Here is a 13,049-nt window from a genome sequence, read left to right on the forward strand (position 1 = left end):
GTTCAGCGAATGATTATTCCGGCGCGCGTATGGCAGCGCGCTGCAGAAGCAGCGCCGGCATGGGATCATTCGTGCATGTCACACATCGCCCACAGACTCTTCTTCGCCGCCCTGCTGCTGCCTTCGCTCGCGCATTGCAGCGACACGATTCCGACCCGGGGCTACACCGTCGTCAACAGTTATCCGCACGACACCGCCGCCTTTACCGAGGGCCTGTTCTATCTCGATGGGTACCTGTATGAGAGCACCGGCGAACTGGGCCAGTCCAGCGTGCGCAAGGTCGAGCTGGAGACCGGCCGCGTGCTGCAGCAAGCCAATACCCCCGCGCCCTACTACGGCGAAGGCATCGTGGCCTGGGGCGACCGGCTGATCCAGTTGACCTGGCGCAACCAGCAAGGCTTCGTCTACGACCTGGCCACGCTGACACCGCGCTCGCACTTCGCCTATGCCGGCGAAGGCTGGGCGTTGACCAGCGACGAGCGCAGCCTGTACATGAGCGATGGCACTTCCCGCATCCGCCGGCTGGACCCGCAAACGCTGCAGCAGACCGGCACCATCAAGGTCACCGCCCGCGGCAAGCCGTTGGACAATCTCAACGAACTGGAATGGGTCAAGGGCGAGCTGTGGGCCAATGTCTGGCTCACGACCCGCATCGCGCGGATCGACCCGGCCAACGGCAAGGTGATCGGCTGGATCGATTTGAAGGCGCTGGTGCCCGATGCCGACACGCTTACCGATTCCAGCAACGATGTACTCAACGGCATCGCCTACGACGCCAAGCACGATCGACTGTTCGTCACCGGCAAGCGTTGGCCGAAGATCTACGAGATCAAGCTGGGTGAGTAGCCGGGATTGGGGATTTGGGATTGGGGATTGGCAACGGCGGGTGAGCGGAAAGTTATGCCTTGCCTGCTTGCACCAATCCCTAATCCCCAATCTCTAATCCCTGATCTCAAAGGCATCGGCATCCAGCATTGCCGGGAAGCGTGCGCGATGCTCGGCCAGGGCCGCAGCGCTGAGGGTGGTGGTGACCACTTGCGGCTGCTCGCGGATTTCCACCTGCGGCTGGCCGAGAAAATCGATCACCGCGCTATCGCCGGCGTAGTGCAGCTGATTGCCATCCACGCCGACGCGGTTGACCGCCGCCACGAAGCACAGGTTTTCGATCGCGCGCGCGCGCAGCAGCGTTTTCCAGGCATATGCGCGTGCAGACGGCCAGTTGGCGACGAACAATTGCAGGTCGAAATCCAGCTGACCCGGCCGCTCGACATCGAAGCGGTTGCGGCAGAACACCGGGAACCGCAGGTCGTAGCAGACCTGCGGATTGATCCGCCAGCCCTTCCATTCCACGCACAGGCGATCGCGCCCGGCCGCATAACGCAGATGCTCGTTGCCGAAGCGGAACAGATGGCGCTTGTCGTAATACTGCAGCGCTCCGTCCGGCGTGGCCCACAGCAGCCGGTTGAATACGCCTTCGGGCGTGCGCAATTGCACGCTACCGGTGACGGCAGCACCCAGCCGCGCCGCCTGCGCACGCACCCAGGCCACGGTCGGCCCGTCCATGTCCTCGGCCTTGTCGATGGCGTCGTTGGAGAACCCGCTGGTGAAGGTCTCCGGCAGGATCACCAGATCGGTCTGCCCGGCCAACGGCTGCAGCAATGCGCCGTAGTAATCGCGATTGCCAGCCGGATCGTGCCAGCGGGTGTCGCCTTGGATCAAGGAGATGCGAAGGTCGTGCATTGAAGGCTCGGGAATCGGGAATCGGGAATCGGACAGCGGTTTGGTGAGCACGTTATGTCATCGGGCCAAGTGCAGATTCGGATCGAAAAGCGACCAACCGCTCTTACGATTCCCGAATCCCCATTCCCGAATCCCAGCTGTTCAGAGCTTCTGCAACCGCGCGATCGCCGCATCCAAGGTTGCATCGTTCTTGGCGAAGCACAGCCGTGCCAGTCGTTGCCCTTGCGGCGCGGTCTCGTAGAACGGCGACAGCGGAATCGCGGCCACGCCCTTCTCCACCGTCAGCCACTTCACGAATTCGGTGTCGGGCAGATCGCTGATCGCCGAGTAATCCACCAGCTGGAAATACCCGCCGGGCACCGGCAACGGCTTCAGGCGCGTGGTCAGCAACTGCTCGCGGAAACGGTCGCGCTTGGCCTGATAGAACGCGCCAAGTTGCTCGTCGTGCTCGGGCTCGTCGCGGATCATCGCAGCGAACGCATGCTGGGCCGGGCCGAAGCTGGTAAAGGTGTTGTACTGGTGCACCTTGCGGAATTCGCCGCTCAGTGCCGGCGGCGCGATGGCGTAGCCAATCTTCCAGCCGGTGCAGTGATAGGTCTTGCCGAAGCTGGAAATCACGAACGCGCGCTCGCGCAATTCCGGCCAGCGCAGCACCGATTCGTGGCGGTGGCCGTCGAACACGATGTGTTCGTAGACCTCGTCAGAGAGCAGGAAGATATCGGTGCCACGCAGCAGTTCGGTCAGCGTCTGCAGGTCGGCGGCCGAGAGCATCGCGCCGGACGGGTTATGCGGCGAGTTGATCATCAGCAGGCGCGTCTTGGGCGTGATCGCCGCGCGCAGCGCGTCCCAGTCCACGGCGAAAGTCTGCGGGTGCAGCGCCACATGGATCGCGCGCGCGCCGGCCAGATCGATTGCCGGCTCGTAGCAGTCGTAGGCCGGGTCCAGCACGATGACCTCTTCGCCCGCGCGCACCACCGCGTGAATGGCATTGAAGATCGCCTCGGTGGCACCGCTGGTGACGGTGATCTCGCTGTCGGCATCGACCTGCGCGCCGTAGCAGCGCTGCGCCTTGCCGGCGATGGCCTGGCGCAGGGCCGCCACGCCGGTCATCGGCGGGTACTGGTTGTGGCCGGCGCGCATGGCCGCCTCCAGTTCATCGACCAGGCGCTGCGGCACCGCGAAATCGGGGAAGCCCTGGCCCAGGTTGACCGCGCCGTGCTCGGCCGCCAGTTGCGACATGACGGTGAAGATGGTGGTGCCCACCTTGGGCAGCTTGGTCGTGAGGGGCATCGCGCCTGTCCGGTCAGCAATCGGGGACCGCGAGTGTACGCAAAGCGGCCGCGCGGGTGCGCCAGGCCCGGCGCAAAACAGCGTTCCCGGACACATCGCGCCGCTGAAGCGCGCCCGTGCCGCGGCCATCGTCGCTACAATGCGCGCCCTGCCCGCCCTTCCTTATGCCGTCCTGCGACGGGAGCCCGCTGCGCCGATGATCGAACCGCTGCACACTGCGCCTCCGCTGCTGGCGGCGCGCGCGCTGGCTTTCAGCCGCAACGAAGAGCCGGTCTTCGGCCCGCTGGATTTCCATGTCGATGCCGGCGAAGCCCTGCTCGTGCAGGGCGACAACGGCGCCGGCAAGACCACCTTGCTGCGGGTGCTGGCCGGCCTGCTGCATGTGGAACAGGGCCAGATCCAGATCGACGGCAAGACCGCCCGGCGCGGCGACCGCAGCCGCTTCATGGCCTACCTGGGGCATCTGCCCGGCCTGAAGGCCGATCTGAGCACCCTGGAGAACCTGCATTTCCTGTGTGGACTGCATGGACGGCGTGCCAAGCAGATGCCCGGCAGCGCGCTGGCGATCGTCGGGCTGGCCGGCTACGAAGATGCCCTGGTGCGGCAGTTGTCGGCCGGGCAGCGCAAGCGTCTGGCGCTGGCGCGACTGTGGCTGTCGCCTGCGCCGTTGTGGCTGCTGGACGAACCCTATGCCAACCTCGACCTGGATGGCATCACCCTGGTCAACCGGATGATCTCCGCGCATCTGCGCGGTGGTGGCGCGGCGCTGGTCACCACCCATGGCGCCTATGCGGCCCCGCCGGTGCGCACCCGCATGCTCACCCTGGAGGCTGCGGCATGAGCACGCCGTCGCCACAACCCTCGTTGCTTCAGGCCGCGCGCGCGCTGCTGCGCCGCGATCTGCAATTGCTGTGGCGCCGTCGCAGCGACGCCCTGCAGCCGGCATTGTTCGCGTTGTTGATCGTGGTGTTGTTTGCGCTGGGCCTGGGCGGCCGCCCCGACCTGCTGGCGCAGGCGGCACCGGCGGTGCTGTGGCTGTCGGTGCTGCTGGCCGGCCTGTTGTCGCTGGACGCGCTGTTCCGCAGCGACGTGGAAGACGGCTCGATGGAGCAATGGTTGCTGGCACCGGTGCCGCTGGCGTGGTTGATCGCCGTGCGGGTGCTGCTGCATTGGGCGACCAGCGCGCTGCCGTTGATCGCAGTGACACCGTTGCTGGGCGAATTGCTGCACCTGCCACATGACCAACTACCGGTGCTGCTGGCATCGTTGGCGCTGGGCACACCTTTATTGAGTCTGCTCGGCGCCGTGGTTGCGGCACTGACGGTGACGATGAAACGCTCTGGTATTCTCGTGGCGTTGCTGGCGCTGCCGCTGTATGTGCCGGTGCTGGTGTTCGGCGCCGGCAGCGTTGCGGCCAGCGGGCAAGGACAGGATGCGGTGGGTGCGTTGTTGTTGTTGGGCGCCGGGTTGGTGATCGGTATCGTGCTGGCACCGTTGGCGGCAGCGGCGGCGATCCGGATTTCGCTCAGCTGATCGATGTTGCAGATGCGCCGTTGATGGGACACCGTAGGTCGTACGGCGGTGTCGTACCGAGAGCAGTCTCCATGCAAGAAGCCATCGCCATGCCAAGAGCCATCGCCATCGCATGAACGTCGTCGTCCGCTGGTTCCATCAAGTCGCCTCACCTCCGATCTTCGACCGATTTACCGCGCGCTGGGCGCCTTGGTGCTACGCGCTGGCCGCAGTGTTGCTGGGCGCAGGCATGTGGCAGGCGCTGTTTGCAGTGCCGGCCGATTACCAGCAGGGCGACAGCTTCCGCATTCTGTATATCCATGTGCCGAGCGCGTGGATGAGCTTGTTCGTGTTCGGGTTGATGGCGGTGTATGCGGGGATCGCGCTGATCTGGCGCATCAAGGTGTGCGAGATCCTGGCGATGGCCTGCGCACCGATCGGCGCGGCGTTCACCGTGATCACACTGCTGACCGGCAGCATCTGGGGCAAGCCGATGTGGGGCGCCTGGTGGGACTGGGACCCGCGGCTGACCACCGAGCTGATCCTGCTGTTCCTGTATCTGGGCGTGATCGGTCTGTACCAGGCCATCGACGACCGTCGCCAGGCGGCACGTGCGGCGGCGTTGCTGGCGATCGTCGGCGTGGCGCTGCTGCCGGTGATCCGCTACTCGGTGGTGTGGTGGAACTCGTTGCATCAGGGCCAGAGCATTCGTCTGCTCGGCCCATCCACCATCGATGCCAGCATGCTGCTGCCGCTGTGGTTGATGGTGATCGGCACCAAGTTCTGGTTCGCCGGGTCGCTGCTCACCCGCGCGCGCGCCGACAACCTGCGCCGCGAGGCCGGCAAGGCCTGGATCGTGCGCGATGCCGAGGGCGCGGCATGAGCTATCTGCCTTACGTGATCGCCGCTTACGCGGTGTTCGTGCTGGTGCTGCTGTGGGACCTGATCGCCGGCCGCTGGCAGGTGCGTCGCGCCCTGAAGATCGCGCAGGCGCGCCGCCTGCGCGAGCGCAAGCGCAGCGTGCCCAGCGATGCGGAGCTGAGCCGATGAACCCGCAACGTCGCCGCCGGCTATGGCTGGTGCTGGCGTTGGTGCTGGCCGCCGGGCTGGCGACCGCGCTGGTGGCGATGGCCCTGCAGCGCAATGTGGCGTATCTGTACACGCCGTCGGAGGTACTGCGCGGCGACGCCGGCGACCATGCCCGCTTCCGGCTTGGCGGCATGGTCGAGAAAGGCTCGTTCAAACGCGCTTCCGGCTCGCTGGAAGCGCAGTTCCGCGTTACCGATGGCGATGCGCAGCTGGCGGTGCGCTATGACCGCATCCTGCCTGACCTGTTCCGCGAAGGTCAGGCCGTGGTCGCCACCGGCCGCATGCAGCAAGGCGTGTTCGTGGCCGAAGACGTGCTGGCCAAGCACGATGAGACCTATATGCCGAAGGAAGTGGCCGACAAGATGGGCAGCGCGCATCGCAAGCATCAGGTGGCCCCGGGCAAGGTGATGCAGTGACGGTCCGAAGCGATGGCGGCCGACATGAAGACCGGCAGACGCAGGCAATGGAGCCTCAACGCAGCGGCGCGGATCGTACCGTGGCGGCGGCTTGCCGGCCGTTGTTACTCTCGCTCCGGCTCCGCCAGGCAGCACGTCGCTGCGCGGGCGCGCTGACCAAAGAACGTGACACGACGACAGGACCGGCGGGTTCCAACAGTGGGCGCGGCGCGGCGACGGGAAACCCGTGTTCCGCCAACGCCCCTGTGCCCGGCCCTCTCCGGCGCTTGATGGCCGGCTCCCGGCAATGCGCTGCGATGCCCTGCTGCCAACCGCGAGTTCTGCATGCTGCCTGAGCTCGGTACCTTTCTGCTGGTGCTGGCCTTGCTGGTCGCGTTGATGCAGGCCGCATTGCCGCTGGCCGGCGCGCAGCGCGGGCGCGACAGCTGGATGGCGGTGGCGCGCCCGGCGGCGTTGGTGCAGCTTGGCCTGATCGCTGCGGCCTTCGCGCTGCTGACGCATGCGTTTTTGGTGCAGGATTTTTCGGTGCGCTATGTCGCCGAGAATTCCAACAGCCTGTTGCCGGTGATCTACCGCTACTCGGCGGTCTGGGGTGCGCACGAAGGATCGCTGCTGCTGTGGACGCTGGTGCTGGCGCTGTGGACCGGCGCGGTGGCGCTGTGGTCGCGGCAGTTGCCGGCGCAGGTGGTCGCGCGCGTGCTGGGGGTGATGGCACTGATCAGCATCGGCTTCCTGGCGTTTTTGCTGTTCACCTCCAATCCGTTCGCGCGGCTGCTGCCGGTGCCGCTGGAAGGCGCCGACCTCAATCCGCTATTGCAGGACCCGGGGCTGATCATCCATCCGCCGATGCTGTATTGCGGCTACGTCGGCTTTGCGGTGCCGTTCGCCTTCGCCATCGCCGCGCTGCTGGAAGGCCGCATGGATGCGCGCTGGCTGCGCTGGACACGGCCGTGGACCAACGTGGCCTGGGCGATGCTCACCGTCGGCATCGCGCTCGGCAGCTGGTGGGCGTATTACGAACTGGGCTGGGGCGGCTGGTGGTTCTGGGACCCGGTGGAAAACGCCAGCTTCATGCCGTGGCTGGTCGGCACCGCGTTGCTGCATTCGCAGGCGGTCACCGAAAAACGCGGCAGCTTTGCCAGCTGGACCTTGCTGCTGGCCATTGCCGCATTTGCGTTGTCGTTGCTGGGAACCTTTCTGGTGCGCTCGGGCGTGCTGACCAGCGTGCATTCGTTTGCCGCCGACCCGTCGCGCGGGCTGTTCATCCTGGTGTTCCTGCTGGTGGTGGTGGGCGGCGCATTGCTGCTGTACGCCATCCGCGCGCCGGGCATGTCCGCCAGCAACGACCCGCGACGCGCCTTTGCCGGCAGCTCGCGCGAAACCTTGCTGCTGTTGAACAATCTCCTGCTGACCTGCGCCTGCGCGATGGTGCTGCTGGGCACGCTGTACCCCTTGCTGGCCGATGCGCTTGGCCTGGGCAAGCTGTCGGTTGGGCCGCCCTACTTCGGGACCTTGTTCGTGGTGTTGATGGCACCGCTGGTGGCATTGCTGCCGTTCGGCCCGCTCACGCGCTGGCAGCGTGAGCAGGCCTCGCGGTCGCTGGCGCTGCTGGCACCGTGGGCAGGCCTGGCGCTTGCCGCAGGCGCGCTGGCCTGGTTGATGGCGCCGCAAGGCCAGCTGAAAACCGCGATCGGCGTGGCCGGTGCGGTGTGGGTACTGCTTGGCACGGCACGCTTCCTGTGGACCCGTCGCGCGGCCAAGGGGCGCAAGTTCACTGCAGAAATGCTGGGCATGGTGCTGGCGCATATGGGCGTTGCGGTGTTTCTGGCCGGCGCCTTGCTGGTGGAGTCGCTGAGCCTGCAACGCGAGGTCGCATTGGCGCCGGGCCAGCAGGTGCAGATCGGCCGCTACGCGCTGCACTTCGATACCGTGGAAGAACTGCGCGGGCCCAATTACGTTTCAGACCGCGCCAATCTGCAGGTGTTCAAGGACGATGCGCCGGTCGGCCTGCTGCATGCGGAAAAACGCCGCTATGCCAGCGGCGGACAGACCCTGACCGAGGCGGCGATCCGCCCCGGCCCGTTCGGCGACCTGTATGTCGCCCTTGGCGAACCGCTGGGCAACCAGGCCTGGGCGGTGCGCGTCCACCTCAAACCGTTCGTGCGCTGGATCTGGCTGGGGGCGCTGCTGATGGCGCTCGGTGGCCTGGTCACCGCGGCCGACCGGCGTTTTCGTCGTTCTCCGGAGATCCAAGATGGTTGAGTCACGTTCGCCCCGCCTGCCCACTGCGGTCCTCGTGGGCGCCATCGTGCTGCTGCTCGCACTCGCAGCGCTGCTGGTCTACGCGGTGGTGCGCTCCGGTCAGGACGATCGCGATGCCCTGCCCTCGGCGCTGATCGGCAAGCCGGCGCCGGCGTTCGCGCTGCCGCTGCTGCACGACCCCAGCATCGTGGTGCATGCGCGCGAGCTGCGCGGCGCCCCGTACATCATCAACGTGTGGGGCAGCTGGTGCCCGGCCTGCCGCGAAGAACACCCGGTGCTGAGCCGCTTTGCGCTGACCAAGCGCGTGCGCGTGATCGGCTACAACTGGAAGGACGAGCAAGCCGATGCGCTGCGCTGGCTGGAACAACTGGGCAATCCGTATCTGTTGGTGGTGGCCGACAAAGACGGGCGCACCGCGATCGATTTCGGCATCGCTGCCGCACCGGAAACCTTCCTGGTCGACGGGCGCGGCGTGGTGCGCTGGAAATACAGCGGCATGCTCACCCAATCCATCATCGACACCCAGCTGATTCCGATGCTGAGCAAGATCGAGCGCTCGCCCACCGCCGCCCCGGACCTGCACGCCAGCCCATGAAGCGCACTTGGCTGCTGACGCTGCTGCTGTTGCCCTGGCTGGCCCTGGCCCAGCCGGTCGGCGACCCGGCGCCGCTGCAATATCGCTCTGCGGCCGAAGAAGCGCGCTTCCACGCGCTGACTGCCGAGCTGCGTTGCGTGCAGTGCCAGAACCAGTCGCTGGCCGACTCCAACGCGCAGATCGCGCAGGACCTGCGCCGCGAGGTCCTGGCCTTGATGCACGAAGGCCGCAGCGATGCGCAGATCCGCCAGTTCCTGGTCTCCCGCTATGGCGAGTTCGTGCTGTATCGCCCGCAGGTGGAATCGCGCACCTGGCTGCTGTGGTTCGGCCCGCTGCTGGTGTTGTTGCTGGGGGCCGGCGCGGTTGTCTTGGTGGTGCGTCGACGCAGCGCTGCCGCGCCCGCGTTGCCCGCCGATGAGCAGGAGTGGTGATGGTCGGCTTCGTCCTGGCGGTTGCCGTGATCGCGCTGCTCGCCTTCGGCGTGGCGCTGCGCCCGCTGTGGCGCCAGACGCGCGGCCTGGCGGCCAGTGTGGCGCTGCTGTTGCTTGCCGCAAGCGCGTCGCTGTACTGGCTGGTCGGCACGCCGTCGGCGATCGAGCAGGTGGCCGACCGCCCGGCCACGCCACGCACCCTGGACGAGGCAATCGTGCAACTGCGCAGCGCCCTGGCGCGTAACCCCGACCAGGCCGAAGGCTGGGTGCTGTTGGGGCGCTCGCTGTCCAGCCAGCAGAAATTCGCCGAGGCCAGCGACGCGTTTGCGCGTGCGGTGGCGCTGCGCCCGGACGAGCCGGACGTGCTGGTAGCGGCCGCGCAGTCGCGCATGCTCGCCGACGACAGCGGGCGACCGGACCCGCAGGCCATGCGCCTGCTCGAACACGCGCTGGCGGTGCAGCCTGACCATCAACGCGCACGCTGGTTTCTCGGCGTGGTGCAGCGTCAGGCCGGCCAGCCGGCCAAGGCCAGCGAGACCTGGGAACCGCTGCTGAGCGTGGTCGACGCCGCCACCCGGCCCGGCCTGCTCGAGCAGCTCAATGCTGCGCGACAGGAGGCCAAACTGGAACCGATCAAGGCACCGGCTGCGCCTGCCACCAATGCAGCCAGCGGCAAACGCATCCAGGTGCGGGTGACGCTGGATGCCGCATTCGCCAAGCGCGCCGGATTGCCCGGCGATACCAGCGTCTTCGTCATCGCACGCGCTGCAGACACCCCGATGCCGGTGGCAGTGGAAAAACACGCGCTGAGCGAGCTCCCGTTGACCATCACCCTGGACGATGGCGACAGCCCGATGCCGACGCGCGCGCTGTCGTCGCTGGAAAAGGTGCAGGTGCTTGCACGGCTATCGCGCAGTGGCAACGCAATGCGTCAGGCAGATGATGTCGAGAGCGTGCCGGTGATGGTTGAACTGTCGGCAGGCATGCCAGTGGACCTGGTCATCGGCCGCTGATTGCTCGCCAGCCTGCGTTGCAATGCCTGGGGGGCAACGGACGAAGAGCGCCAACCAAACGCAGCGAGCAAGCGCAAGGCAGGTTTGGTCGAATGTGTCCTGCGATGGTCCGGGCAAGGGCCCTGCAGCGGGCGCGAAGACCTCGAGGGCGCGGTGCCCTCGCCGCTCGCGGGACACGCCGTGAACCCGTCCATGGGGGCTCGATGGCGGCATCCATGCCGCCAACGGTCCCGCAATCGGCGAGGACACCGCACCAGACAGTTGGCTGGTGGTTTTGTTGAAGAACGAAACCACCGCCTCGTGCGGTTTGCGGGTTGCGGGTTGCTGTGCTGAAACTTCACGCACCGATCAACTCGATTGGTCCTTGTCCGCTCACCGTCGCGGGACCCTTGGCGGCATGGATGCCGCCACGGAGCTTACAGGGACGTACTTGCAGCGTGTCCCGCGATGGTGGGCGGGCAAGGGCCCTGCAGCGGGCGCGAAGACCTCGAGGGCGCGGTGCCCTCGCCGCTCGCGGGACACGCCGTGAACCCGTCCATGGGGGCTCGATGGCGGCATCCATGCCGCCAACGGTCCCGCAACCGGCGAGGACACCGCACCAGACAGTTGGCTGGTGGTTTTGTTGAAAAACGAAACCACCGCATCGTGCGGTTTGCGGTCTGCTGTGCTGAAACTTTGCGCACCGAAACTTTGCGCACCGATCAACTCGACTGGTCCTTGCCCGCCCACCGTCGCGGGACCTTTGGCGGTATGGATGCCGCCAAGTAGCTTACAAGGCCGTACTTGCAGCGTGTCCTGCGATGGTGGGCGGGCAAGGGCCCTGCAGCAAAGCCGCAGATCAACAGCGTTAAAAGGTGACATCACCTAACGCAAGGGCTCAAACCGAGTCCCCATCCCGATTCACCATGCCGCCCACCGCCACGCCGGATAGAATTGCGGCATGACCGAATTCATTCCCCCTGGCACGCTATACCACTCCCTGCCTTCGCCGTTTCCGATGAAGCGCGGTGGTGAGCTGCATCAGGCTCGTGTGGCTTACGAAACCTGGGGCACGCTGGCTGCCGATCGCAACAACACGGTGCTGATCGTCACCGGCTTGTCGCCCAACGCGCATGCGGCCGCAAATCAGGCCAACCCCGAGCCGGGTTGGTGGGAGGCGATGCTGGGGCCGGGCAAGCCGATCGATACCGAACGCTGGTTCGTGGTGTGCGTCAATTCGCTGGGCAGCTGCAAAGGTTCGACCGGGCCGGCCTCGATCGATCCGGCCACCGGCGAGCGCTATCGGCTGCGCTTTCCGGACCTGTCGATCGAAGACGTGGCCGATGCCGCCGCCGATGTGGTGCGCGCACTGGGCATCGAACAGCTCGCCTGCCTGATCGGTAACTCGATGGGCGGCATGACCGCACTGGCGCTGTTGCTGCGGCACCAAGGCATCGCGCGCAGCCACATCAACATCTCCGGCAGCGCGCAGGCGTTGCCGTTTTCCATTGCCATCCGCTCGCTGCAGCGCGAAGCGATCCGGCTGGATCCGCACTGGAACGGCGGCCACTACGACGACACGCGCTACCCGGAATCGGGCATGCGCATGGCACGCAAACTTGGCGTGATCACCTACCGCTCGGCGCTGGAATGGGACGGCAGGTTTGGTCGCGTACGCTTGGATTCCGAACAGGCCGACGACGACCCGTTCGGGCTGGAATTCCAGGTCGAAAGTTATCTGGAAGGCCACGCGCGCCGCTTCGTGCGCTTCTTCGATCCCAACTGCTATCTGTACCTGAGCCGCTCGATGGACTGGTTCGATCTGGCCGACTACGCCGAGCCGACTCCGGGCGCACAGACGCCATTGGCTGGCGCCCGCGGCCCCGGCGCGCCTGTTGGCATTGCGTCGGCAAGCCAGGGCTCCAGCGATGGCGAGGTGCTGGCCGGCCTGTCGCGCATCCGCATCGCACGCGCGCTGTCGATCGGCGCCAACACCGACATCCTGTTCCCGGTGCAGCAACAGGAACAGATCGCCGATGGCCTGCGCGCCGGCGGCGCCGATGCCCGTTTCATCGGCCTGGATTCGCCGCAGGGCCACGACGCCTTCCTGGTGGATTTTGCACGGTTCGGCCCGGCGGTCCGCGATTTTCTGGACGCCTGCTGATTGCCAGGTCCAGAGCCACATCCAGAGCCAGATCACGCCCCTCGCAGACCGCCAGCAGCGTACTGCCGCGCCGGCTGCTGGCCGGCCTGTTCGCGGTCGGCATGCTCGGCCTGGTGCTCGCAGAACGGCTACCGGCTGCGATTGCGCTCTGGTACGCGGCAACCAGCATTGCCGCGCTGATCGCCTATCGGCTGGACAAGACCGCAGCCACACGCGGCCAGCGCCGCACCCCGGAAGCCACCCTGCATGCCATCGCCTTGCTCGGTGGCTGGCCCGGCGCGCTGCTGGCGCAATCGCTGTTCCGGCACAAGACCGTCAAGACCTCGTTCCAGATCGCGTTCTGGGTCAGCGCGCTCGCAAACGCCGCGGCCCTGGCCTGGGCGGTGTATCTGACGCGCTGAGGCGCGCCATGCCTGCGCTTCGACTGCGCAACAGCGATACAGGCGCGGCCGGTGCTCGGTACGGCATGCCCACGCGTCCCCCCGGTCATGAGCGCGCCATCCACGCCCACCTTACGACTGCGCGCTTCGTTCTGTTGGTCGCTCCAGGACCCAGCCA

General features: G+C 66.7%; 14 protein-coding genes. 12 read left to right on the forward strand and 2 right to left on the reverse strand.

The window, feature by feature from the left end; genetic code table 11:
• Window positions 1-75 precede the first annotated feature (75 nt).
• Complete coding sequence (locus tag VZ068_RS11695) at window positions 76-846, forward strand: glutaminyl-peptide cyclotransferase (RefSeq protein WP_259148736.1); 771 nt, start codon at window positions 76-78, stop codon at window positions 844-846.
• A 93-nt stretch (window positions 847-939) separates the two neighbouring features.
• On the opposite strand, the gene VZ068_RS11700 is transcribed toward VZ068_RS11695, so the two are convergent.
• Window positions 940-1,740, reverse strand: coding sequence for an amidohydrolase (locus tag VZ068_RS11700; RefSeq protein ID WP_259148735.1), 801 nt, complete (start codon window positions 1,738-1,740; stop codon window positions 940-942).
• Window positions 1,741-1,881: 141 nt separating this feature from the next.
• Window positions 1,882-3,030, reverse strand: coding sequence for a pyridoxal phosphate-dependent aminotransferase (locus VZ068_RS11705; RefSeq protein ID WP_259148733.1), 1,149 nt, complete (start codon window positions 3,028-3,030; stop codon window positions 1,882-1,884).
• Between the two features lie 196 nt (window positions 3,031-3,226).
• On the opposite strand from VZ068_RS11705, the gene ccmA reads away from it, so the two are divergent.
• From ccmA to VZ068_RS11760, 11 genes are all read left to right on the forward strand, one after another.
• The gene (ccmA, locus tag VZ068_RS11710) at window positions 3,227-3,871 is read left to right on the forward strand and encodes a heme ABC exporter ATP-binding protein CcmA (RefSeq protein ID WP_046962697.1); all 645 of its coding nucleotides are present in this window, start codon (window positions 3,227-3,229) and stop codon (window positions 3,869-3,871) included.
• Window positions 3,868-4,563, forward strand: coding sequence for a heme exporter protein CcmB (gene ccmB / locus VZ068_RS11715; RefSeq protein ID WP_039420296.1), 696 nt, complete (start codon window positions 3,868-3,870; stop codon window positions 4,561-4,563). Before ccmA ends, ccmB begins: the two co-directional genes overlap by 4 nt.
• 112 nt (window positions 4,564-4,675) lie before the next feature.
• The gene (gene ccmC / locus VZ068_RS11720) at window positions 4,676-5,425 is read left to right on the forward strand and encodes a heme ABC transporter permease CcmC (protein ID WP_259148726.1); all 750 of its coding nucleotides are present in this window, start codon (window positions 4,676-4,678) and stop codon (window positions 5,423-5,425) included.
• Window positions 5,422-5,592, forward strand: a complete 171-nt coding sequence (locus VZ068_RS11725) for a heme exporter protein CcmD (protein ID WP_259148723.1) — start codon at window positions 5,422-5,424, stop codon at window positions 5,590-5,592. Before ccmC ends, VZ068_RS11725 begins: the two co-directional genes overlap by 4 nt.
• Window positions 5,589-6,047, forward strand: a complete 459-nt coding sequence (gene ccmE, locus VZ068_RS11730; protein ID WP_259148721.1) for a cytochrome c maturation protein CcmE — start codon at window positions 5,589-5,591, stop codon at window positions 6,045-6,047. Before VZ068_RS11725 ends, ccmE begins: the two co-directional genes overlap by 4 nt.
• Before the next feature lie 324 nt (window positions 6,048-6,371).
• Window positions 6,372-8,309, forward strand: a complete 1,938-nt coding sequence (locus tag VZ068_RS11735) for a heme lyase CcmF/NrfE family subunit (RefSeq protein WP_349655400.1) — start codon at window positions 6,372-6,374, stop codon at window positions 8,307-8,309.
• A complete protein-coding gene (locus VZ068_RS11740; RefSeq protein WP_349655401.1) occupies window positions 8,302-8,904 on the forward strand; it encodes a DsbE family thiol:disulfide interchange protein in 603 nt (200 codons plus the stop codon). Before VZ068_RS11735 ends, VZ068_RS11740 begins: the two co-directional genes overlap by 8 nt.
• Window positions 8,901-9,335 carry a cytochrome c-type biogenesis protein gene (locus VZ068_RS11745; protein WP_349655402.1) on the forward strand — a complete coding sequence of 145 codons (435 nt, stop codon included), beginning with the start codon at window positions 8,901-8,903 and terminating at the stop codon, window positions 9,333-9,335. The genes VZ068_RS11740 and VZ068_RS11745 overlap by 4 nt, the downstream gene beginning before the upstream one ends.
• Window positions 9,335-10,348 (forward strand): tetratricopeptide repeat protein, encoded by a 1,014-nt coding sequence (locus tag VZ068_RS11750; protein ID WP_349655403.1) that lies wholly within the window; start codon window positions 9,335-9,337, stop codon window positions 10,346-10,348. The genes VZ068_RS11745 and VZ068_RS11750 overlap by 1 nt, the downstream gene beginning before the upstream one ends.
• A 940-nt stretch (window positions 10,349-11,288) precedes the next feature.
• The gene (locus tag VZ068_RS11755) at window positions 11,289-12,491 is read left to right on the forward strand and encodes a homoserine O-acetyltransferase (RefSeq protein ID WP_349655404.1); all 1,203 of its coding nucleotides are present in this window, start codon (window positions 11,289-11,291) and stop codon (window positions 12,489-12,491) included.
• Between the two features lie 101 nt (window positions 12,492-12,592).
• Entirely contained in the window at window positions 12,593-12,892 is a 300-nt protein-coding gene (locus VZ068_RS11760) for a DUF1294 domain-containing protein (protein ID WP_259150586.1), read from the forward strand.
• Window positions 12,893-13,049 lie beyond the last annotated feature (157 nt).

The organism is Xanthomonas sp. 10-10 (genome assembly GCF_040182365.1).
Lineage (GTDB): Bacteria > Pseudomonadota > Gammaproteobacteria > Xanthomonadales > Xanthomonadaceae > Xanthomonas > Xanthomonas arboricola_F.